Raw genomic sequence first — 21,528 nt, 5'->3', positions numbered from 1 at the left:
CCGGCGCGCCGCTGTCCGGACGTCGCGCCCGTGGCCGCCGTCGCCCCATGGCGGGGCGGGACATCCCCTGAGCACGCGGGGACAAGGGGCTCACCAGCGCCCAGCGGCAGGCGCCGCACACCGCGGTTTCCCAGGCACGCATCACCGGACTGCCCTACTCCGTAAGAAAGTTGACACGAATGGTGCACGAACAGGCGTCGGTGAGCGCTAGAGGTGCGAGGGCGCAACAAGGCGCCTGTGCGGGGTGGGTGACGGGGCAGCCGCGCGATACGACCAGAGGACCAACGTTCGTGAATCTTCAACTCGTAGCTGACCTCGTGACCGCGGTGATCGGGGTGCGCGTGTTCGGCAGCGACCTGATGGCCCTGCTGCGCCGCGCGGCCGCAGCGGGTGTACGCGTCGGCGCGGCCGAACTGCACCGCAGTAACGGGGAGGGGGCATGACGAGAGAATTCCCGCCCTCACGCCGGACGACGACTCCCTTGACCCCCGACGACCTGCCTCTGGACTTCCGGGCGTTCCACGAGATCCATCGCCCCGCCTACATCCGGCGCGCCACGGTCCTCCTGGGCAACCACACGGACGCCGAGGAGGCCGTCGACGAGGCCTTCGAGCAGCTGGCCCGCTGCTGGTCGCACGTGCTGACGATGGAGAAACCGGCCGCGTACGCGTGGCAGGTGATGAAGAACCGCGCCATAGACCTGGCGCGAGCACGTCGGCGCCGCCCGTCCCTGCTGGACAACGCGGCCTTCGACGCGCTCGCGCTGCGGGAGGCCCCCGACGGGATCGCGCAGCTCGAAGAGAGCCTGACGCTGTCCGAGGCCGTCAACCAGCGGCTCTCTCCACGTCAGAAGGACGTCGTCATCCTCCACTGGTACCTCGCCTACAGCTACGCCGAGGTCGCCACCCATCTCGGCATCAGCGAAGCCGGTGCCCGCTCCCTCGCGCGCAACGCCCGCCGCGCCCTGGCCCCACTCTGGGAAAGCGACAAAGGAAATACTCATGACCTCACTGATTGACCAGGTCCTCGCCCGGGCTCTGGTGGCTCCCCAGCCACCCACCGACGTCCGGGCGGCCGAAGCGCGCATCGCCGCCCGCCTCTCCGGCTCCCACACCGCGCCGGGCGCCCAGTGCGAGACGGCGGCATCGTCTCCGGGGGCGGGCGAGCGGATGTCCCGGGACCTGTGGACCTTATGTGAGGCGATCTTCGCTCGCGAGGGTGCGCTGGTCCACCTCCGGGAATTCCTCACCCGCCGGATACTCGAACCCCAGGGCGCCCGGGTCCTCGGGTGCGTGCTGCACTTGGCCGCCCACGAGGACAGCGCCCAGTTCTGGTGGCAGTTCGCCGCCGGTGCGGGCGATCCCGCCGCCGCCTACTGCCTCTACCTGCACCACCAGGCCGCCGGGGAGGAGGCGCAGGCCCACTGGTGGCTCAACTGGTGGCACGACCAGGCGAGCGCCGCCGTACCGCCCGTCGTCGACCACGAGCGCCCCGACGCCGCCACCGACCACGAGATGGCCATCGCCCTGCGGGTGCTGCGCGCGCTCAGTACGGGCCGTGCGCGCTCGGATATCACCAGGGCGGTCCTCGCCTACGTTCCGCGCGCGGTGGACTTCACCGACGACCCCGACGTCGATCTGCCCCTTCCCGAACCCGACTTCGCCACGCGCATCGCCGTGCTCACCACGACGCCCTCCGCCCCCGCCCAGCCCGGCCCCAGCAGATCGGACCGGACCGAGCTCACCCGCCGGCGCCGTCGGCCGGGCGGCACCCCGCCCGCGCTCGCGGCGGGCCTCGCGACCCGGTCCTGAGCCGTCGGCGGCGCCTCCCCTGGGGGCCGGGCCCACTTGGTCCGGCTCCCAGGGGACGCCCACGCCCGCCGTGTGCTCCCGTGCCGCCCTCCGCCGGGCGGCACGGGAGCACACGGCGGGTCACCTGCCCATGCGCAGCCCGTCCTTGTCCGCGCCACGGCTGAGGACCGCCTCGCGGATCTCCTCACGCGCGTCGTCGCGGCCGGCGGCCGGTCCTTTGGTGAGGTCGACGAGCCTGAGGCGCGGTGTGTTCTCCATCGCGTACGGGATGTACTCGGCCTTCTTCACCTTCCACGCGGCCCCGCGCTCGCCCGGCGGGACGAACGTGAAGCGGGCGGCGGTACCCAGCTGTCCGCGGGAGTCGGTCATCCGGCCCGCGATCTGGTCGCCGAGACCGTAGACCACCCAGGTGCCGTTGACCTTCTCGTACGCCTGCGGCACGTGGTTGTGGGTGCCGATGACCAGGTCGATGTCGCGGCGGCCGCCGGTCTTGGCCGCGGTCAGCCGCCGGGCCTGGAGGAGCTGGTCGCGGTCGGGGGCCTGCCGCCACTCGGTGCCCCAGTGGACGCTGACCACCACCACGTCGGCCCCGGCGCGCCGCGCGGCGCGGGCGTCGGCGATGACGCGGTCCGGGTCGAGCAGATTCACGAGCCAGGGCTTGCCCTCGGGCACGGGGATGTCGTTGGTGGCATAGGTGTAGGCGAGCTGGGCGACCGTGGCACCACCCGCCCGCAGCAGGGTGGGACGCGCGCGCTCACGCGCGGAGCGGGCGGAGCCCGCGTGCTGGAGCCCGGCGGCGTCCATGGCGTCGAGGGTGCGGGTCACCCCTCGCGAACCGGCGTCCAGGGTGTGGTTGGAGGCCGTGGAGCACGCGTCGTAGCCGATGTCGCGCACCGCCTCGGCGATCTGCTGCGGGGTCCTGAAGAGCGGGTACCCGGTGTACGGGCCGCCCTTGGGCCCGTACACCGTCTCCATGTGACAGAGCGCCAGGTCGGCCTGGGAGACCATCGGCTTGGCGGCGGCGAGCATCGGGCGGAAGTCGTAGCCGGAGCCGTCGGCGTCGGCGCGCGCCTGGCGGATGACCGACTTGTGGACGAGAAGGTCCCCCGTGGCGACCAGGCTGAAGCCGCCCCGCTTGGGAGCCGCTCTCGGGGAGGCGTCCTTCGAGCCGGGGTCCGCTTTCCCCTCACCGATCGTGTCTGTCCGGTCCGTGCACGCCGCTGTCGCGGCCAGTACGCCGGCGGCTATCAGCACCGCCCCACGGCGTATCCATTTCGTCACCGACTCGCCCCTCACTGAATCACCTGGGTTGAAGCCCTGTCAGGTAAGAGGATTTGCCGGATATGGGCGCCACGCCACGGGAGACGCCCGAACGAGGGAGCCCGTACCGCCATCCGGCCCCCACGGAGGCAACGGCCGCTGAACCTCACCGAGCGCCACGGCGGTCCCGGCGCCCGGGGGCGAGATCCGGGGCCGGGACCCCCGCGGTGGCGCCGGGCACGGCGGCGCCCCGCACGGAGCGAGGACGCGCGCGGGCGGGCGGGCGACGCGCGCGCAGGGCAGCAGCCGGCACCGGCGACCGGCCGCCCCGCGACGGCCTCAGCAGCGAGCGAAGGCAGGCAGGCAGGCGGGAAGGCAGGGCCGGAGAAGGCGGGAGGGCGGCCGGGGGCCAGGGGCCGGGTTGCTCAGTAGACGGTGTCCTGCTGGTCCGGGATCACCGAGCCGTCAGCCCGCCGCACCGGCGCTGCCGAGCCGTCCGGGCGGGTGTAGCCGGTGCTCGCGCACGGGTACGGGTCCCGCTGCCGCTTCCCGGGCTCGATGAACATCGGGTTGACCACCCAGCGGCCGTCCGCGTTGTCGTACGCGCGGCACATCAGCTCGGGCTTGTTCCGGTTGACGGCCAGGTGCCCGGCGGTGGCGTCGTCCACGAACGTCACGTCGGTCTCCGCGTCGCCCGCGCCGAAGGCGATGCGGTGCGCGGCGTCCTGCCGCTGCCACGCCTTGGCGCCCTTGACACCGAAGATCTCCTGGTTGATCCAGCAGCGCTTGCCGTCGAGGTAGGTCAGCACCTCACCACCGCCGTCCTTGACATCACCGCAGCCCTGAACGCCTGTGGTGAGACGGCCGTGCCGGACGACGTTGCGGATGCCGACGGTGTGGTCGCGCGCCACGGCCACCCCGGGCGCCCAGGCGTTGACGATGGGTTCGGCGGACGCGGAGACGACCCACACGTCGAAACCGGCCCGGCGCAGCGTGCGGATCAGGTCACGCTGCTGGTCGTAGTAGCGCACGTAGCCGGCCATGGTGTGCGTACCGACCTTCTGCCGAGTGCCGATCGGCGCGGCGAGGTTCTCGGCGCGCGCCTGCCTGGCGTACGCGGTCAGGGTGGCGGGGGTGTGCCCGGCGAACAGCTGGGTGATCCACACGTACTCGGGGACGGTGCGCCGGTGGTTCCACTCACCGGCGAACGCCGCCTTGCCCCCGGATGTCCTCGCGTCCTGGTAGATGTCGAGGATCTCATCGGTACAGCCGGTGTCGGCCGAGGTCGGCAGCGGCCGCCCCGCCGGAACGGAGGTGCCGCAGGCCCGGGTGAGGGCGCGGTGGGCGGCGGGCGTCATCCACTTGTTGGTGGACTTCCAGCTCTTCGGCTGGAGGATCTTGTCGTGCTTGAGCATCCACGCCAGCGTCGCGTCCGAGACGTCGTTCTTGACGACGGTGTTGTCCCAGTCGAACGCCGCCACGGGACGCTTTCCGTGGTCCGTCCCGGAACACGTGCCGCGCTGGTCTATCACCCGCTGGAGCATCGCTCGGTTCTGGCCATACCAGCTGATGCTTCTGTCCAGCTGCGGACAGGCGTCGGCGTGCGTCGTACGGGTCGGCGCGGCGGCACCCGCGGGCACCGGCGCGGCGACCGCCGCAGCCGCGATGAGGCCCGTCAGCAGGGCATGGGTCGTGCGCATACGTCCTCCTTGAGTGAACACGCGCTCGGCGTGGATGCCTGCCAAGCATCCCTGCCGGCGATCCCACCACTGAATGGGGGTGCCCTGCCGGTGGCGCGATTTCGCCACTGACGGATGCGTTAGCCCGGCCGAGACGGCAGCCGAAGGGCCAGCCGGTGCACGGGGGGTGGTGACCTGTGGGTGGTGACCTGTGGGCGCTGTCCGATGGGCGCTGTCCGTGCGGTGCCGGCCACGCGTCCCGCGTCGTGCGGCCCCGCCGCTCCCGCGGCCGAAGAGCGGTTGCGGCTTCGCCGCCCCCACCCGACGCCGCGTCACACGACTGCGCGCGGCGGGCCGGAACCCCCCGGAAGGAATCCCTCCAAACGACCCACCGACTCAATCAAGCCTCTTTGTTTCAGGGGGACTTCACCTTTTCGCCACTTCCTTGGGATGGCTGCCCCACCCGCCACATACTGCCGGTGCATACACGGTATGCGAGGGGCCCTGGTGGCCTCTTCTCGCGAGCTGTCCTCACTGGGGGGAACGTTGCGCACAAGAAGACAAGCGTTGTGGGTTACCGGCGTGGCCGCTGCCGCGGCCACCGCACTCGCGGCGGGAATGACCACCCCGGCCGCGTCGGCCGACGAGCGTCCCGCCGCGTCGGCGGACAAGCAGCGGAAGGCCGGTGCCGCCCGGACCTGGGTCACCTTGATCACCGGTGACCAGATCGGAATCGACGCCAAGGGCCGCCCGGCCGGAATCCGGCAGGCCGAGGGCCGCGAGCACATACCCGTACAGACGGAGCGCCGCGCCGGGCATGTGTACGCGATTCCGCTCGACGCCCGCCGCCTGATCGCCCAGGGCACGGTGGATGAGCGGCTGTTCGACATCACCACACTGAGCGCGCCCGAATACGTCGCGAGCCAGCACGACGGCCTGCGGCTCATCGTGGCCTACAAGGGCGAGCGCCCCGCCGCCAGACCCGCACTCCGCGCCGCCGACGGCACGAAGCTGCGGCGCACCCTCCCGGTCCTGAACGCCGACGCGGTGACGACCACGCCGCGGCACGCCAAGGCCGCCTGGGAGGCGCTCACCGACGCGCCCCGCGGCGCCCTCCACCGTACGGCCGCCTCCGGGGTGGCCACGGTGTGGCTGGACGGGGTACGCAAGGCCACCCTCGACAAGAGCGTGCCGCAGGTCGGCGCGCCCGCGGCGTGGAAGGCGGGCTACGACGGCAAGGGAACCACGATCGCCGTCCTGGACAGCGGTGTCGACCAGACCCATCCCGACCTGGCCGGTCAGCAGATCGCCGAGAAGAACTTCTCCGACGCCGCCGACATCAAGGACCGCGTGGGCCACGGCACGCATGTGGCGTCCATCGCGGCCGGTACCGGCGCCAAGTCGAGCGGGAAGTACAAGGGCGTCGCACCCGGCGCGAAGGTCCTTGACGGCAAGGTCCTGAACGACGAGGGCTTCGGCGGCGACTCCGACATCATCGCGGGCGCTGAGTGGGCGGTCGCCCAGAAGGCCGACGTCGTCAACCTCAGCCTCGGCGGGCCCGACAGCCCCGGCGATGATCCGCTGGAGGCCGCGGTCAACAAGCTGTCGGCCGCCACCGGCGCCCTCTTCGTCATCTCAGCCGGCAACTCCGGCGAGCTGGGCTCCGGCACCATCGGCTCCCCCGGCAGCGCGGACGCCGCCCTCACCGTGGGCGCCGTCGACAAGAAGGACAAGCTCGCCGCCTTCTCCAGCAGGGGCCCCCGGCTGGGGGACAGCGCCATCAAGCCCGACGTGACGGCTCCCGGCGTGGACATCGGCGCCGCCGCCGCACCCGGCAGCATGATCGCCGAGGAGGGCACCCCGGTCGCCGACGGCTACGTGGCGATCTCCGGCACCTCCATGGCCGCCCCGCACACGGCGGGCGCCACCGCGATCCTCGCCCAGCAGCATCCGGACTGGACCGGTGAGCGGATCAAGGCCGCGCTGACCGGCTCCGCCGCTCCCGGCAAGTACACCGCCTTCCAGCAGGGCTCCGGCCGCATCGACCTGCGCAAGGCCATCAAGCAGTCGGTCATCACCGAGCAGAGCTCACTCTCCTTCGGCAAGCAGGAGTGGCCGCACACCGACGACAAACCGCAGACCAAGGAGCTGACCTACCGCAACCTGGGCAGCGAGCCGGTCACCGTGGACGTGTCCGTCAGCGGCACCGGCCCGGACGGCAAGCCCGCCCCGGCCGGTTTCTTCACCCTCAAGGACAAGCGGCTCACCGTCCCGGCGAACGGCACGGCGACCACATCCGTCTCCACCGACACCCGGCTCGGCGGCACGGCCGACGGCACCTACAGCGCCGCTGTCACCGCGACGGGTGGCGGGCAGAGCGTCCGCACCGCCGCGGCGGTGGAGCGCGAGGTCGAGTCGTACGACGTGACCGTCAAGCACATCGGCCGCGACGGCAAGCCCGCCCAGTCCTTCGACAGCTCCCTGATCGGGCTCCGCGGCCTCGCCGCAGGCCATGAGCAGTCCGTCAACGAGACCACGCGCGACGGCAAGGTCCGGCTCCCCAAGGGCCGTTACTGGGTCAGCGGCTCCGTCCTGGTGCCCAGCGACAACGGTTTCAAGGGCCTCGACTGGATCAACCAGCCCAAGCTGGACGTCAACAAGCCCACCACGGTGACCATCGACGCGCGCACCGCCAAGCCGGTCGACCTCACGGTGCCGGACCAGGGCGCCACCTCACGGCTCGCCTACCTCGACCTCTCCGTCGCCAGGGGTGACGGCTCCATCGGCATCGGCTGGCTCCTGGACTCGTACGAGAACGTCCGCACCGCCCACCTCGGGCCCGCCGTCCCGGCCAGTGAGATGACCCAGCAGATCACCAGCACCTTCCAGCGGGGCGCCAACGGCCCCGAGTACCACCTGGCGTACGGCGGTCACGTGACGAAGGCGTCGACCGGATTCGTACGCCACGCCAAGATGGCCGACCTTGCCAAGATCACCGCCACGCTGGGCGCCTCGGCCCCGAAGAAGACCGGCCTGCTGTTCACGCTTCCCGTCATCGAGGACGCGGGCGGCACCTGGACGGTCAGTTCCCAGCACAAGCTGCCGCGCACCAGCACGCTCTACGTCATCGGCAAGGGCCTGAAGTGGCAGCTGGCGTTCGAGCAGCTCAACGACCAGGATGCGACCGAGGCCGCTTACGGCACTGACGACCTCGCTTACCAGGCCGGAAAGTCCTACTCCAAGCAGGTGAACGTCGGCGTCTTCGGGCCAGGCCTGGGCGCGGACGACGGAATCTTCCGCTCGGGCGACGAGATCGGTGGCGCGCTGCCGCTGTTCGCTGACGGCAAGGGCAACTCCGGCGCTTCCGCTTACGACAAGGTGCGGACCACCCTCTACCGCAACGGCGCGAAGGTCGGCACCAACACCGACCCGCTGTCCGGCGCGGAGGTCTTCAAGGTGCCCGCCGCCAAGGCGGATTACAAGCTCAGCACCTCGGTCACCCGCAGCAGCAAGCTCGCCGCCGTCTCCACCAAGATCACCAGTAGCTGGACCTTCTCCTCGAAGAAGACCACCGGTGAGGTGAAGCTGCCGGCCTCGGTGGTGCGCTTCACCCCGGCCCTGTCGGCCGCCAGTACCGCCAAAGCCGGTGCGACGCTCAAGGTCCCGGTCTCGGTGCGGGGCTCGGCCGCGGGCCGGAACCTCAAGTCGCTCGCGGTGTACGTCAGCGTCGACAACGGCGCGCACTGGAAGAAGCTCGCTGTCACCGGCGGCAAGGTGTCGGTGAAGAACCCCGGCGCGGGCAAGGGCGTCTCGTTCAAGGCGAACGCCAGCGACAAGAAGGGCAACACGGTGAGTCAGGTCATCCTCAACGCCTACCGCACCAAGTAACCCGCCCTCACACCCCGAACTGGCCCGCCGGAGCGCGCTGTCGCTCCGGCGGGCCTTCGCGTCAGCCCTCGTGTCCGCCTTCGTGTCCGCCTTGGTGTCCGCCCCCTCACCGGGCAGCGGCCCCCGGCTCGTCCCCACTGGAGCGCGGCCCCTGGGCGATGGACCGCGCGGGCGCCCTGCCCTGGCGGACCGCCCGTGTCCGCACCGGTGACCGATTCGGCACCCTCGCGTTAGACCTCTCATGACGATGACGACGGTGCACACCGGTGCCCCGCGCGCGCCTGGGCGAACCGATTCTCCGATGGTCGGCGCGCACCCCGCTCCCCGGTCAGGGCCACGACGGAACGTGGCGGCGGGCGCCGGCCGGTGAGGGCCGTAGCGGTGGGAAGACGGTGGTGCGGTGCGGCGGTCGCGATGCTGGTCCTCGTCACGGTGACCGGGTGCGGCACGCTCGCCGAGCGGCGGCAGGACGTCACCTCGGCGGCCGTACGGTTCGAGGACGCACGGGAGGCGAAGGAGAGCGCGGCGCTGTGCGCCGCCCTCGCCTCAGGCACCAGGGACGAGCTGGAGCAGTCCGCGAAAGGCCCCTGCGCCCAGGCGGTGGTCCAGGAGGAGCTGCCCCCGGCCGGGACGGTGCGACGCGTCGATGTCCACGGCGACCAGGCCCGTGTCGTCTTCGCACACGACACCGTGTTCCTGGCCCGCTTCCCCGCCGGGTGGAAAGTGACAGCGGCGGGTTGCCGGCCACGCCCGCGGCAGCCGTACCAATGCGAGATCAAGGGCGGGTGAGACAACGGTGCGGACCATGTTCACCTCATGCCTGCTGGTGGTCGTCGGCGGTCTGGCGTTCTTCACGGCGCTGGGGCTGATGCAGCGATGAACCACCCGCCGGCGCCGGATGCGGACAGCGCACGGGCCAGCGACCGGGGCCGGGCGTGGCACTTCCTGCGCGACAACGGTCTGAGCCTGGCGTTCGGAACGGCCTTCCTGCTCGCGCTGGGCGGGCAGGCGGTGGCAGGGCACGCCGAGTTCAACAACCAGCTGGTCGCCGACGGCCTGACCCGGGTCGGCTTCGCCGCCTACCTCACCACCTCGGACTTCGCCGTCGACGTCACCGAGAACTGGCAGTCGGAGTACCTCCAGTTCTACCTCTACATCCACGCCACCGTATGGCTGTTGCAGCGCGGCTCCCCCGAGTCCAAGGAGATGGGCAGAGCCGGCACCGAGTCCGACCAGGAGCAGATGACCGGCGCGTACGCCCGCCCCGACTCCCCCCGCTGGGCCGCCGCCCGGGGCTGGCGCCAGTGCCTGTTCTCCCGTTCGCTCGGGCTGGTCATGGGCGCTCTGTTCCTGCTGTCCTGGCTGGCCCAGTCGGTCACCGGCGTGGCCGCCTGCAACGAACAGCGACTGCGCGGCCTCCAGTCCCCCATCACCTGGTCCCAGTACCTTGGTTCCGCCGAGTTCTGGAGCCGTACGCTGCAGAACTGGCAGTCGGAACTGCTGGCCGTGGCATCCATGGCCGTCTTGTCCATCTACCTGCGCCAGCGCGGCTCACCGGAGTCCAAACCCGTCGGAGCCCGGCACACCGCCACGGGCGTCGAAGGCTGACCGAGCGGGCGTGTCGCGGTGGCGCGGCCAGCCCCACACCTACCAGCCCCCGTACACCGACGGGATTCCCATGAGCGGCCACTCGCGGCCGCTTACGGGCGCCGCCCGGCGGGCCTCGCGTGCGACCCGCGGCTGCCGGGGCCGGGCCCGTGTCTCTGACGGCCGCGGTCCCATCCGGCCGCGCCGTGTCGGTGATCCGCTCATCTGCGGGCCTGTGGGGTGCCGTCCAGGATGCGGGCATGAGACGGCAGGCGCGGCGCGCGACCCGGCCCGGTGGGGTGCGGGCGTACGTGCTGCTGGTGCTGGCTGTGCTGGTGGGTGTCGTGGCCATGCATGGCTTGGGACCTGCCGTCCCTTCAGCGTCGTCCTCCGCTGTGGCGGATGACCACCACGCGGTCACGGCGGCGGCCGCGTCACACGTCGGCGCGGCCGGAGGTGAGGACTGCGCCCACGTCGGTCATGACGACGGAGGTGGCGGTGGTCATGCCGAGCACGCCGATGCCACGTGTGCTGCCGGCGGCACGAGCGGAGGGCCCGCGCTGCCGGCGCCGGCCCTGGCGAGCGTGGTGACGTGCCCGACCGCGGACGAACCCGCGGGTGTCCCCGCCGCGGCCTTGAGCGGGCGGTCCCCGCCGTCGTTGAGCGACCTGCGACTCCTGCGTATATAGGCGGCCCCGCGTGCCCGAGCCCCTCGGCCGGGCCCGCCCGTGGAAAGCCATGCTGATCGAGCCCGTACACAGGAGTCGCACCACCATGACCGCACACCGTTCCCTGACCCGCCGTGCCGCCGCTGCGGTGGCCGCGACCGCCGCAGCCGTCGTACTGGCCGCCTGCGGCGGCGGAGATGACAGCTCCGACGGCCACGACGGCCACGACGGCCACGACAAGACCTCCTCGCCCACCGCGTCGGCCTCCGCCGAGCAGGGGGCGCGGAACGCCGCCGACGTCGCCTTCGCGAAGGAGATGATCCCGCACCACCGCCAGGCGGTGGAGATGGCCGATCTGGCGGCGACCCGGGCCCAGTCCGCCGAGGTCAAGAAGCTGGCCGGAGAGATCAAGAAGGCACAGGGCCCGGAGATCAAGACCCTGTCCCGGTGGCTGACAGCCTGGGGCGAGGAGGTCCCCAAGGAGGGCGAGGGCGGCGAGCACGCCGGGCACGCCATGTCCGGGATGATGACGCCCGAACAGATGGACAAGCTGGGGAAGTCCTCCGGCAAGGCGTTCGACACCGCGTTCCTCAAGATGATGATCAAGCATCATGAAGGCGCGGTCGAGATGGCGAAGACCGAGCAGTCCGACGGGGCGAACCGGTCCGCCAAGGACATGGCCAAGGCCATCGTCTCCTCCCAGAACGCCGAGATCACGCGCATGAAGAAGCTGCTCGGCACGAGCTGACCGCACGCGTCGCCACGCGGGGGCGGCCCGCCGGCCGTCCCCGCGTCCGGCCTGGCGGCGCGGTGCCGCCTTCCGCGTCCGCGACTTCGGCGGCCCGCCCGGCCTTCTCCGTGAACGCGTGCCGTACCGTGCCGGACGGTCTCGCCGGGCGCACCCTGGAAAGGGCGGGAGGCCGGAAAGGCAGGAGGGAGGACGGCATGGACCGCACGGAGGACCACACCGCCCCGCACGGCAGCGCGTCCGGCTCCCGGCACGGGGACGAGAGGCGTGCCGGGCTTGATCACGACAGCCATGAGCACAGCGGTCACTCGACCGGCGGCGCCTCATGGGGGACCGCCGCTCAGGCGACAGCCCACTGCCTGACCGGGTGCGCACTCGGCGAGATCCTGGGCATGGTCGTCGGGACCGCCCTGCGCTGGGGTAACGCCCCCACGATGGTGCTGGCGATCGCGCTGGCGTTTGTCTTCGGCTACTCCTTCACGATGTACGCGATACGCAAGGCCGGCCTCGGCCTGAAGGCCGCCATCCGTACGGCTCTGGCCGCTGACACCGCTTCCATCGCCGTGATGGAGTCGGTGGACAACGTGATCATCGCTTTCACCCCTGGCGCGATGGACGCCCACCTGTCCGACGGGCTGTTCTGGGGCGCGCTCCTCGGCGGCTTCGCCGTCGCGTTCCTGATCACCACGCCGCTGAACAAGTGGATGATCGGCCGCGGCAAGGGGCACGCGGTGGTTCACGCCTCTCACTGACCCCCGCGAGCTGGTCGGCGCCCTCGCCGACGGCTGGCGGCTCAGGGAGGTCCGCGCAGGCGAGGAGGGTGATCTGCCCCATCGCCCGTGGCGGGTCCCCCAGGCCCCGCCCCGATGCCCGCGCCACCACCGCCGCCACCGCCACGTCGCTCATCGCCCGCGGCTCTCGCCGACGCTGCGCGCACTCCCCTACGCCGGGCACTCGTCGGCCCGGCCCGGGATGCGGCGCCAAGGCGGCCTGGAAGGCCCTACGCGCAAGGGCGGCCCGGGTACTCGTCGCTCTCCGGTGCTCCCGCCTCGCGCATTCTGCGCAGGACCTCGTCCAGGTCCTCGCCGTCGATGTCGACAGGGCAGTTGATCTCCTTGTCGAAGACCATGGTCTCCGCGGCGGTGTTCCAGATGACCCACTGCCGCGGGTACGAGGATGCCTGCCACAGATGCGCGTACCGCTCGATACTGCCCGCGTTCGTGCTCATAGTGCCGCCTTCTCGGTCTTGCGGCCGTCGACGAACGTCGCGACCACGTCGATGTCGCCGATGCGCGAGGTGCTGACGCGCCGTGGGTCGTCACCCAGCACGACCAGGTCGGCGCGCTTTCCCGGGGTCAGGCTGCCCGCGATGTCGTCCCAGTGGCAGGCGAAGGCTCCGCCGACGGTGTAGGAGTGCAGGGCCTCGTCGACCGTGATGCCCTCGCCCGGGCCGATCACCTGGCCCGACTCGGAGGCGCGCTCGACCATGAACTGGATGGCCCGCAGCGGTGATCCGTCCGTGACGGGGCGGTCGGAGCTGCCCACCAGGGTGATGCCGTGGTCGAGGAAGGCCCTGCCCCGGTACAACCAGGGAGTCCTGTCCTCACCCATGATCGACGCGTAGTCGTCACCGAAGTAGCGCAGGAAGTTCGGCTGGACCACGGCGATGGCGCCGAGTTCCGCGAAGCGGGCGAGCTGGTCGGGCCTGATCAGGCCGGCGTGTTCGACGCGGTGCCGGGCGCCGGGGCGTGGCCGGGCGCGCTGCGCCCGCTCCAGGGCGTCCAGTGCGAGGTCGGCGGCGCGGTCGCCGATGGCGTGGACGGCGAGCTGCCATCCCGCCAGATGGCCGTCGACGATGGTCTGCGCGAGGAGCTCCGGGTCGTCCTGCAACTGGCCCGCGTGTTCCAGGCCGTGGTACGGGCTGCTCAGCGCGGCCGTACGGGCCATCATGCCGCCGTCGGTCCAGATCTTGAGCGCGCCTACGGACAGCCAGTCGTCGCCGAATCCGGTGCGCAGGCCGAGGTCAAGGGCGCGGGGGATGCCGTCGTCCGCGTGCGCGCCGACCGGGTGCAGCGTGTCCGCGGCCACCATGAGCCGCACCCGCAGCGGGAGCCGGCCCTGTTCCCGCGCCAGCTGGTAGGCGGCCAGCTCGACCGGGCTGTGGCCGAACAGGGCGCCGCCGATGCCCGCTTCGGCGCAGGCCGTCACTCCCTCCGACAGGCAGGTCCTGGCGGCTCGCGCGATCGCGTCCACCAACTCCTCCTGCGAGTGGGGCAGTCGGAGCTTGCGGGCGGCGGCCATGGCGCTCTCGGCGAGGTAGCCGTTCTCGTGCGGGACGTCAGCCGGAAGCAGGTCAAGGACGGCGGTGTTGACCACGCAGGCATGTCCCGAGTCGTGCGTCATGAACACCTTGCGGCCGTCGCTGACCCTGTCCAGTTCGGCCGCGGTCACATGGCGCCCGAGTCCCCGCTGGTCGTAGCCGGAGACCGGCACCCAGGAGCCGTGGGGCTGCCGGGCGGCGGCCTCCGCCACGACACCGAGGACGTCATCGACCCGGTCGCACGGGGCCACGCTCGGGGTTGCCGCCCTCAAACCGGTCCAGGCCAGGTGTACATGGCTGTCGATGAAGCCGGGGAGCACGGTCGCGCCCTGGAGGTCGATCACCTCTCGGGCGGGCAGTGAGGTCACCGCGTCGTCCAGGCCCACGACGCGCCCGTGCCAGATTCCCAGGTCGTGGGCGACGGGGTGGTCCGGGTCCATGGTGATGATGTGGGCGTTCGTCAGCCTCGTACACAGCATGAGCAGTCCCGTCCCTGGTGTCCTGGCAGGACCGGTACGACCCGGCCCAGGGCTCGCGTACGCGAAGCGAGTCGACCGACCCGTGCCCCGCCCGCGTCGTGGGTCTTCGGGGCGGCGCCGACGCCGGGACGCGGCGCCTCGTACCGGCCGTCCAGCCGGTGGGTGCGGAAGCGGCACCGCACTTAGGAGGTCTCCGCGACGGCGGCGTCACCGGCCATGGCGTGGCGCTTGCGGGCGATGGGCACCATCAGCGGAGTGCCGGTCTCCGGGTCGTCGATGATCCGGCAGGGCAGGCCGAACACGTCCTCGATCAGCTCGGCGGTCATGACCGTCGCCGGGTGCCCCTCGGCGGCGATCGTGCCGCCGGGCCTCATCACCACCAGGTGGGTGGCGTAGCGGCAGGCCTGGTTGAGGTCGTGCAGGACCGCGACGATGGTGTGGCCCTTGTGCTCGTGCAGATCGGCGCACAGGTTCAGCACCTCGACCTGGTGCGCGATGTCCAGGAAGGTCGTCGGTTCGTCCAGCAGGAGGATGGACGTCTGCTGCGCCAGGACCATGGACAGCCACACGCGTTGCCGCTGGCCGCCGGAGAGGTCGTCGACGGGCCGGTCGGCGAGCTCCAGTACGCCGGTCTGCCGCATCGCCTCGGCCACGGCGGCCTCGTCCTCCGCGGACCACTGCTTCAGCATGCGCTGGTGCGGATAGCGACCGCGGGCCACGAGGTCCCCCACCGTGATGCCACCCGGGGCGCTCGACGTCTGCGGGAGGAGCCCGAGCCTGCGCGCGACTTCGCGGGAACGGTAGGAGGAGATGGCCGCCCCGTCGAGATAGACCTCTCCCGCCTTCGGCCGGAGCATGCGGGCCAACGCCTTGAGCAGGGTGGACTTTCCGCAGGCGTTCGGGCCGACGATCACCGTGAACGAGTAGTCGGGTATGACGACGCCGAGGGAGGTCGCCACGGTGCGCTGGTCGTAGGAGAGCGTCAGGTCCTCGGCTCGCAGCCGGGCTGTCGGGGGGATCGTTCCTGTCATGCGCGGCTCTTTCGTGACTCCGTGACCAGCAGCCAGATGAGATACAGCCCACCGATGGTGCCGGTCGCCGTGCCCACCGGGAGGAGAGTGGGGGAGAAGGTCCGTTGCACCGCGAGGTCGCTTCCGGCCAGGAGTACGGCGCCCATGAGGGCGGAGGAGAGCAGTGCGGGGCCGGACGAGCGGGTCAGCCTCCGCGCGAGCTGCGGGGCCGCCAGGGCGATGAACAGGATCGGCCCGGTCACCGCGGTGGCGAACGCGGCCAGCGCGACGCTGATTCCCAGCAGGGCCAGCCGCGTGCGCGCCACATCGACGCCGAGTGCCATCGCCGTGTCGTCGCCCATCTCCACCATCGACAGTCTGCGGGCGAGGCAGAAGGCGAGGGGGAGCAGGATGGCGACCGCGACGCCGATCGCGTTGGCGTGGTCCCAACCCCGGTTGCCCAGGCTGCCGATCAGCCAGGCCTGGGCCTCCAGGGCCTCCTGCCAGGTCGCCCGGGTGATCAGGTACGAGTTGACGGCGAGCAGCAGGGCGCTGACACCGATCCCGATGACGACGAGCCGGAACCCCTGGAGGCCGCCGCTGAACACCAGCAGGTAGATCGCGACGGCCGTGGCCAGTCCACCGGCCAGTGCCCCGAACGCGATCTCGGTCATGCTTCCGTGGAGTACGACGATGACCACCAGGGCTCCGGTCGCCGACCCGCTCGTGAAGCCGATGATGTCCGGGCTGCCCAGCGAGTTGCCGGTGAGGCTCTGCAGGATCGCCCCGCTGACCGCCAGTGCCGCTCCGGCGCACAACGCGGTCACCAGGCGTGGCATGCGCAGGGTGTTGACGATGAAGTCGGCGGCGGGCGAACCGTTGCCGACCAGGGCGTGGAGCACCTCGGTGACCGACAGCTGGAAGTCCCCGGTGGTGAGGGTGATCCCCATGACCGCCGTGAGTACGACCAGCAGCGCCGTCGTCACCACCACGGCACGGCCGTGAACCCGCAGGGAGAGCGCCCCCTTGCGGGTACGGACAACGCGGCCGCTGACGATGCGGGGTTTCAGGGCGACGTCCACGCGATCGGCCGCGAGCGCCGTATCGGTCGCGGAGGTTCCGGCCTCCCGCACAGGGCTCACAGCATGACCAGCTTTCGACGGCGGCACAGCGCGATGAACAGGGGCGCTCCGAGGAACGCGGTGACGATGCCGACCTCGATCTCACCGGGGGAACCGAGCACCCGGCCCAGGACGTCAGCGCCGATCAGCAGAATCGGCGCGAGGAGCATGGAGTACGCCAGGACCCACCGCTGGTCCGGGCCCACCAGGAGTCGGGCCACGTGCGGCACGGCGAGGCCGACGAACCCGATCGGGCCCGCCGCGGCGGTGGCGGCGCCGCACAGCAGCATCACCGCGACGATGCCGAGCACCCGGGTCCGGCCGACGTTGACGCCCAGGGCGCGGCCCATCTGTTCGCCCATGGCCAGCGCGTTCAGTGAGGGTGCCAGCGCCAGGGCGATCACCAGGCCGACGACGACGAAGGGCAGGATGACATACACGATGTCGAGGTTCCGGCCGGCGAGCGCGCCCACCGTCCAGAACCGGAACTTGTCGAACGCCCGCGGATCGAGCAGCAGCACGGCCGAATTGAAGGCGAACAGCACCGCCGTGACCGCCGCCCCCGCGACGACCAGCCGGTCGGGGGTCGCGAGTGACCGGCCTGACGAGCCGAGCAGATAGACCACCACGGAGGCGATCGCCGCACCGAGGAAGGCGAACCACACATAGCCGAGGGCCGATCCCACGCCGAGGAACGCGATGGCCACGACCACACCGGTCGAGGCCCCCAGGCTGACACCGAGCAGACCGGGGTCGGCGAGCGGATTGCGGGTCAACGCCTGCATCAGGGCTCCCGAGAGCCCCAGCGCCATGCCCACCAGGAGGCCGAGCAGGGTCCGGGGTATCCGGTAGTCGTGGACGATGACCGCGGCGTCCGACCCGTCGTTGTGCCACAGCACGTGCCACGTCGAGGTGAACGGGATGTCCCTGGTGCCCAGCCACACACCGAGCAGGGCGACCAGGAGGAGCACGCCGAGCGCCACCAGGAGTCCCAGGCCGCGCAGCGCCGCCGCCGTGGTCCGGCGCGCCGAGGGCATGGGTGGGGCGTCAGCTTCGCTCCCTGATGCCGCCTGGGCCTCGACCGACAACAAGGAACCCCCCGGGCGGCTGCGCATCACACGAGAGGTGTGACGTACGGCAGGAAAGACTGACTTAGGTGAGGCTAACCGAACCGGTCTGCACGGTCAACGAGCGCGCATGAGCGGCCAGTACGCAGCAGGCACACCGGCGGCGCGAGACCTTGGCCCGACCACTCATTAGAGTAGCCTTACCTAACTAGCTGCCCATCTTCGCGGAGGTACCGCATGCGCGATGGAGGACCGACGGGGGGCCGTGTCCTCCAGAGGGCGATCAGAGGCCAGCGTCGCCATGTCGCCGGGGCATCGCTCCTCGGCATCGCCCACCAGGGCTGCGAAGCCATGGTTCCCGTCGTCATCGGCCTGATCATCGACGAGGCGGTCGCGACCGGTGACTCAGGCGCCCTGCTGCGCTGGCTGCTCGCCCTCGCCGCGCTCTTCTTCGTCCTGTCCACCTGCTACCGGACCTCCGCCAGGATCACCGACGGGGCCGGTGAACGGGCCGCGCACCAGCTGCGGCTCCGTCTCGGCGCCAGGGTGCTCGACCCGGGCGGCGGAGCGGACACGGGCCGGCTCCCCGGCGAGCTCACCGCCATCGCCACCGGCGACGCCAAGCGCGTGGGCGCGGTCGCGGCGGCACTGCCGTACGGGATATCGGCCGTCGCCGGACTGGCCATCAGCGCGGTCGTACTCCTGCGGATCTCCGTACCCCTCGGGCTGCTCGTCCTGCTCGGCATCCCTCCCTTGCTGTGGCTCGGTCACCGGATCAGCCTGCCGCTGGAGCGGCGCAGCGGCGTCGAGCAGGAGCGCGCCGCGCACGCCTCCGGCGTCGCCGCCGATCTGGTGGCGGGGCTCCGGGTGCTCAAGGGAATCGGAGCGGAACCGGCCGCGGTGTCCCGGTACCGGCAGACCAGTCAGAACTCGCTGGCGGCGGCGCTGCGTGCGGCCCGCAGCCGGGCCTGGCATGACGGTGCGATCCTCAGCCTGACCGGGATCTTCATCGCCGTCATCGGACTGGTCGGGGCGCAGCTGGCGATGCGCGGCACGATCAGCATCGGTGAACTGGTCGCGGCTGTCGGACTCGCGCAGTTCCTCCTCGGTCCTTTCCAGCTCCTCACCTACGTCAACGGCGAATTCGCCCAGGGCCGGGCGTCGGCCGACCGCATCGCGGAGGTACTGGCGTCCTCCCCCGCTGTGACGGCGGGACCGGCGGCGCCGCCCCACCCGGTCGCCGGACACGTCCGGCTGCGCGGCGTCACGCACGGCGCCCTGCGCGGGCTCGACCTCGATATCCGCCCCGGATCTCTGGTCGGCGTCGTCGCCAAGGACCCCGCCGCCGCGGCCGATCTGCTGCTGTGCCTGGGCCGGGAACTCGACCCCGCCGAAGGGGTGATCGAGCTCGACGGCGTGTCCCTGGCCGGCCTCGACCCCGACGGCGTGCGGCGCGCGATCCTCGTCGCCCACCACGCGGCCGACCTGTTCGAGAGCAGCCTGCTCGACAACGTACTGGCCGGGACGGACCTCGGCAGGGCGGATGTGGAACCGGCGCTCGCCGCCTCGGCGGCGGACGACGTCGCGCAGGCGCTCCCCCAGGGCGTGGACACCATGCTCGCCGAACGCGGGCGGTCGCTGTCCGGCGGGCAGCGGCAACGGGTCGCGCTGGCCCGGGCGCTCGCCGCGGATCACCCGGTCCTGGTGGTCCACGACCCGACCACCGCCGTCGACACCGTCACCGAGTCACGGATCGCCGCCCGGCTGCGGGAACTCCGCCGCGACCGCACCACCATCCTGGTCACCACGAGCCCCGCCCTCCTCGCCGTGACCGATCGCGTGGTCGTGCTGAGCGACGGCGCCGTGGCCGCTGACGGCCGCCATCCGGACCTTGTCGCCACAGACGAGGCGTACCGCTCGGTGGTACTGACATGACGGCGGTGACCGACGCCGAGATGAACGACGGTGAGAAGAACGACGGTGAGATGAGCGGCGGTGAGATGAGCGGCGGGGACATGAGCGGCGGGGGAATGGACGACGGGGGACGGACGATGAGCGGGACGAGCGCGCCGGAACGCGAACTCCTGCCGATCGCCACGGCTGCTCAGACCCTCGCCGTCGTCGGCGTGTTGCTGCGCCGTCACCGGTTGCTGGCCGTGGCCGCGGTGACCGTGCTGGTCATCGGAACCGGTATCGGTCTGCTGACCGCCCCGCTCCTCGGTCACATCGTCGACCTCGTCGCCGAGCAGCGGGGCACCGGCTCGCTGACGCTGCCGATGGTCCTCCTCTTCGCCGTGGCCGTCGGACGGGGCGTCGCGACCGCGGCCGGCAGTTCCCTCGTCGCCCGGCTCGGCGAGAACATCCTCGCGAGCCTGCGCGAGCGGTTCATCGAGCGGGCGCTGGGCCTGCCGCTCGAACGCGTCGAGAAGGCCGGTTCGGGCGATCTGACGTCCCGGGTGACCGGTGATGTGACCCTCATAGCGAAGGCGGTACGCGAGGCGCTGCCCGAATTCAGCAGTGCGCTCCTGACCATCGCGCTGACGCTGGTCGGGCTCTCCGTGCTCGACTGGCGCTTCCTTCTCGCCGCGCTGCTGGCCATGCCGATCCATGTCCTCACCGTGCGGTGGTACATGCCGCGCGCCAGCCCCGTCTACGCCAAGCACCGGGTGGCGACCGGCGCCCTGCAGCACCAGCTTCTCGACAGCTTCGGCGGCGTCAGGACCGTACGCGCGTTCCGGCTGAACGGCAGGCACGCGGATCTGCTGGAGCAGCGGTCGCAGGACAGCGTCGACATCGCGCTGCGCGGCATCCGGCTCGTTTCCGGATTCTTCTCGCGGCTCAACCTGGCCGAGTTCGTCGGTCTGGCATCGGTCCTCGTCACCGGCTTCGTGCTGGTGGACAACGGTTCCGTGAGTATCGGCACGGCGACCGCGGCGGCACTCTACTTCCACAGCCTGTTCAACCCCGTCAACGCCGCCCTCTTCCTCATCGACGAGGCCCAGTCCGCCGGTGCGAGCCTGGCCCGCCTGGTCGGCGTGTCGAACCTGCCTGGCGAGCGGGGACCGGACCGGCCCTCCGTGCCACTGGACGGGTCCGTCAAGGTCGTCTCGCTCAGCCACGCGTACGTATCCGGGCACCCCGTACTGCGCGAGGTCGACCTGGAGGTGCGCAGCGGGGAGCGGGTGGCCCTGGTCGGTGCGAGCGGGGCGGGCAAGACCACCCTGGCGAAGCTGATCGCGGGCGTCCACCAGCCGTCCGGCGGGTCGGTCACCCTCGGCGGCGTCGACGCCCAGGAGCTCGGGCCGGCGGGCGTCCGGCGGGCGGTGACGCTGATCAGCCAGGAGGTCCATGTGTTCGCCGGGCCGCTGGCCGAGGACCTGCGGCTGGCCCGGCCGGAGGCCACCGACGCGGAGCTACGGGCCGCACTGGCCCGGGTCGGTGCCCTGGACTGGGTGGAGGCGCTGCCCGACGGACTCGGCACGGTGGTGGGCGAGGGCGGGCACCGGCTCACGGTGACCCAGGCCCAGCATCTGGCCCTGGCCCGCCTGGTCCTCGCCGATCCGCCGGTCGCGATCCTGGACGAGGCCACCGCGGACGCGGGCAGTGCGGGCGCCCGCACCCTGGAGACGGCCGCCCTGCGGGCGCTGGAAGGGCGCACGGGACTGATCGTGGCGCACCGGCTGCCCCAGGCGGCGGCCGCTGACCGGGTCGTCGTCCTCGACCACGGCCGGGTCGTGGAGACCGGTACGCACGAGGAGTTGGTGGCCTCGGGTGGGCGCTACGCCGCGCTGTGGGCCGCGTGGTCCGCTACGCGGCGGGCCCCCGGGCCCGGGGGCGGGGCGTCGGCCGTGGAGGTCTGAGCGCAAGGGTGTGCGTGGGGTGGCCCTCTC

18 protein-coding genes are annotated in these 21,528 nt (G+C 71.8%); 11 read left to right on the top strand and 7 right to left on the bottom strand.

Features of this window, described 5'->3' with window-relative positions; translation table 11 throughout:
- Positions 1-290 precede the first annotated feature (290 nt).
- Genes AC5P1B_RS07430 through AC5P1B_RS07420 form a run of 3 tightly spaced genes read left to right on the top strand, consistent with a single transcriptional unit; the run spans position 291 to position 1,811 of the window.
- A complete protein-coding gene (locus AC5P1B_RS07430; protein WP_493885743.1) occupies positions 291-443 on the top strand; it encodes a hypothetical protein in 153 nt (50 codons plus the stop codon).
- Entirely contained in the window at positions 440-1,018 is a 579-nt protein-coding gene (locus tag AC5P1B_RS07425; RefSeq protein ID WP_493885742.1) for an RNA polymerase sigma factor, read from the top strand. The genes AC5P1B_RS07430 and AC5P1B_RS07425 overlap by 4 nt, the downstream gene beginning before the upstream one ends.
- Entirely contained in the window at positions 1,002-1,811 is an 810-nt protein-coding gene (locus AC5P1B_RS07420; protein WP_493885741.1) for a hypothetical protein, read from the top strand. The genes AC5P1B_RS07425 and AC5P1B_RS07420 overlap by 17 nt, the downstream gene beginning before the upstream one ends.
- A 120-nt stretch (positions 1,812-1,931) precedes the next feature.
- Here the strand turns inward: AC5P1B_RS07420 and AC5P1B_RS07415 are convergent, their stop codons facing one another.
- Together AC5P1B_RS07415 and AC5P1B_RS07410 are read right to left on the bottom strand one after the other, a co-directional pair.
- Complete coding sequence (locus AC5P1B_RS07415) at positions 1,932-3,092, bottom strand: CapA family protein (RefSeq protein ID WP_493885740.1); 1,161 nt, start codon at positions 3,090-3,092, stop codon at positions 1,932-1,934.
- A 404-nt stretch (positions 3,093-3,496) separates the two neighbouring features.
- Entirely contained in the window at positions 3,497-4,771 is a 1,275-nt protein-coding gene (locus tag AC5P1B_RS07410; RefSeq protein ID WP_493885739.1) for an HAD family hydrolase, read from the bottom strand.
- 561 nt (positions 4,772-5,332) lie between these two features.
- Between AC5P1B_RS07410 and AC5P1B_RS07405 the strand changes: the two genes are divergently transcribed.
- From AC5P1B_RS07405 to AC5P1B_RS07380, 6 genes are all read left to right on the top strand, one after another.
- Positions 5,333-8,638, top strand: coding sequence for a S8 family serine peptidase (locus tag AC5P1B_RS07405; protein ID WP_493885738.1), 3,306 nt, complete (start codon positions 5,333-5,335; stop codon positions 8,636-8,638).
- 381 nt (positions 8,639-9,019) lie between these two features.
- Positions 9,020-9,427 (top strand): hypothetical protein, encoded by a 408-nt coding sequence (locus tag AC5P1B_RS07400; protein WP_493885737.1) that lies wholly within the window; start codon positions 9,020-9,022, stop codon positions 9,425-9,427.
- Between the two features lie 87 nt (positions 9,428-9,514).
- Complete coding sequence (locus tag AC5P1B_RS07395; RefSeq protein WP_493885736.1) at positions 9,515-10,246, top strand: DUF6766 family protein; 732 nt, start codon at positions 9,515-9,517, stop codon at positions 10,244-10,246.
- Between the two features lie 239 nt (positions 10,247-10,485).
- Complete coding sequence (locus AC5P1B_RS07390; RefSeq protein WP_493885735.1) at positions 10,486-10,914, top strand: DUF6153 family protein; 429 nt, start codon at positions 10,486-10,488, stop codon at positions 10,912-10,914.
- An 85-nt stretch (positions 10,915-10,999) separates the two neighbouring features.
- Positions 11,000-11,641 (top strand): DUF305 domain-containing protein, encoded by a 642-nt coding sequence (locus AC5P1B_RS07385; protein ID WP_493885734.1) that lies wholly within the window; start codon positions 11,000-11,002, stop codon positions 11,639-11,641.
- Positions 11,642-11,838: 197 nt separating this feature from the next.
- The gene (locus AC5P1B_RS07380) at positions 11,839-12,393 is read left to right on the top strand and encodes a DUF4396 domain-containing protein (RefSeq protein WP_493885733.1); all 555 of its coding nucleotides are present in this window, start codon (positions 11,839-11,841) and stop codon (positions 12,391-12,393) included.
- A gap of 248 nt (positions 12,394-12,641) precedes the next feature.
- Here the strand turns inward: AC5P1B_RS07380 and AC5P1B_RS07375 are convergent, their stop codons facing one another.
- The 5 genes from AC5P1B_RS07375 to AC5P1B_RS07355 form a co-directional block, all read right to left on the bottom strand.
- On the bottom strand, positions 12,642-12,869 hold the full coding sequence (locus tag AC5P1B_RS07375; RefSeq protein WP_493885732.1) for a hypothetical protein: 228 nt from the start codon (positions 12,867-12,869) through the stop codon (positions 12,642-12,644).
- Positions 12,866-14,440 (bottom strand): amidohydrolase, encoded by a 1,575-nt coding sequence (locus AC5P1B_RS07370; RefSeq protein WP_493885731.1) that lies wholly within the window; start codon positions 14,438-14,440, stop codon positions 12,866-12,868. Before AC5P1B_RS07370 ends, AC5P1B_RS07375 begins: the two co-directional genes overlap by 4 nt.
- 182 nt (positions 14,441-14,622) lie before the next feature.
- Positions 14,623-15,471 (bottom strand): ABC transporter ATP-binding protein, encoded by an 849-nt coding sequence (locus AC5P1B_RS07365; protein ID WP_493885730.1) that lies wholly within the window; start codon positions 15,469-15,471, stop codon positions 14,623-14,625.
- The gene (locus AC5P1B_RS07360; protein WP_493885729.1) at positions 15,468-16,592 is read right to left on the bottom strand and encodes a FecCD family ABC transporter permease; all 1,125 of its coding nucleotides are present in this window, start codon (positions 16,590-16,592) and stop codon (positions 15,468-15,470) included. Before AC5P1B_RS07360 ends, AC5P1B_RS07365 begins: the two co-directional genes overlap by 4 nt.
- The gene (locus AC5P1B_RS07355; protein ID WP_493885728.1) at positions 16,589-17,608 is read right to left on the bottom strand and encodes a FecCD family ABC transporter permease; all 1,020 of its coding nucleotides are present in this window, start codon (positions 17,606-17,608) and stop codon (positions 16,589-16,591) included. Before AC5P1B_RS07355 ends, AC5P1B_RS07360 begins: the two co-directional genes overlap by 4 nt.
- 267 nt (positions 17,609-17,875) lie before the next feature.
- On the opposite strand from AC5P1B_RS07355, the gene AC5P1B_RS07350 reads away from it, so the two are divergent.
- On the top strand, positions 17,876-19,573 hold the full coding sequence (locus AC5P1B_RS07350; RefSeq protein ID WP_493885727.1) for an ABC transporter ATP-binding protein: 1,698 nt from the start codon (positions 17,876-17,878) through the stop codon (positions 19,571-19,573).
- 80 nt (positions 19,574-19,653) lie between these two features.
- Complete coding sequence (locus tag AC5P1B_RS07345; protein ID WP_493885818.1) at positions 19,654-21,498, top strand: ABC transporter ATP-binding protein; 1,845 nt, start codon at positions 19,654-19,656, stop codon at positions 21,496-21,498.
- Positions 21,499-21,528: the final 30 nt, after the last annotated feature.

This window comes from Streptomyces sp. A01 (genome assembly GCF_059026195.1).
The sequence above is the reverse complement of the archived record's forward strand: the minus strand, read 5'-3'. Positions and strand labels throughout refer to the sequence as shown.

Bases quoted from the DNA above. Each gene is read 5' to 3' on its own strand.
- AC5P1B_RS07425 (WP_493885742.1), top strand. From the start codon at position 440: ATGACGAGAGAATTCCCGCCCTCACGCCGGACGACGACTCCCTTGACC.
- AC5P1B_RS07420 (WP_493885741.1), top strand. From the start codon at position 1,002: ATGACCTCACTGATTGACCAGGTCCTCGCCCGGGCTCTGGTGGCTCCC.
- AC5P1B_RS07370 (WP_493885731.1), bottom strand. From the start codon at position 14,440: ATGCTGTGTACGAGGCTGACGAACGCCCACATCATCACCATGGACCCG.
- AC5P1B_RS07365 (WP_493885730.1), bottom strand. From the start codon at position 15,471: ATGACAGGAACGATCCCCCCGACAGCCCGGCTGCGAGCCGAGGACCTG.
- AC5P1B_RS07385 (WP_493885734.1), top strand. From the start codon at position 11,000: ATGACCGCACACCGTTCCCTGACCCGCCGTGCCGCCGCTGCGGTGGCC.
- AC5P1B_RS07355 (WP_493885728.1), bottom strand. From the start codon at position 17,608: ATGCCCTCGGCGCGCCGGACCACGGCGGCGGCGCTGCGCGGCCTGGGA.
- AC5P1B_RS07345 (WP_493885818.1), top strand. From the start codon at position 19,654: ATGAGCGGCGGGGGAATGGACGACGGGGGACGGACGATGAGCGGGACG.
- AC5P1B_RS07390 (WP_493885735.1), top strand. From the start codon at position 10,486: ATGAGACGGCAGGCGCGGCGCGCGACCCGGCCCGGTGGGGTGCGGGCG.
- AC5P1B_RS07395 (WP_493885736.1), top strand. From the start codon at position 9,515: ATGAACCACCCGCCGGCGCCGGATGCGGACAGCGCACGGGCCAGCGAC.
- AC5P1B_RS07380 (WP_493885733.1), top strand. From the start codon at position 11,839: ATGGACCGCACGGAGGACCACACCGCCCCGCACGGCAGCGCGTCCGGC.
- AC5P1B_RS07410 (WP_493885739.1), bottom strand. From the start codon at position 4,771: ATGCGCACGACCCATGCCCTGCTGACGGGCCTCATCGCGGCTGCGGCG.
- AC5P1B_RS07350 (WP_493885727.1), top strand. From the start codon at position 17,876: ATGCGCGATGGAGGACCGACGGGGGGCCGTGTCCTCCAGAGGGCGATC.
- AC5P1B_RS07375 (WP_493885732.1), bottom strand. From the start codon at position 12,869: ATGAGCACGAACGCGGGCAGTATCGAGCGGTACGCGCATCTGTGGCAG.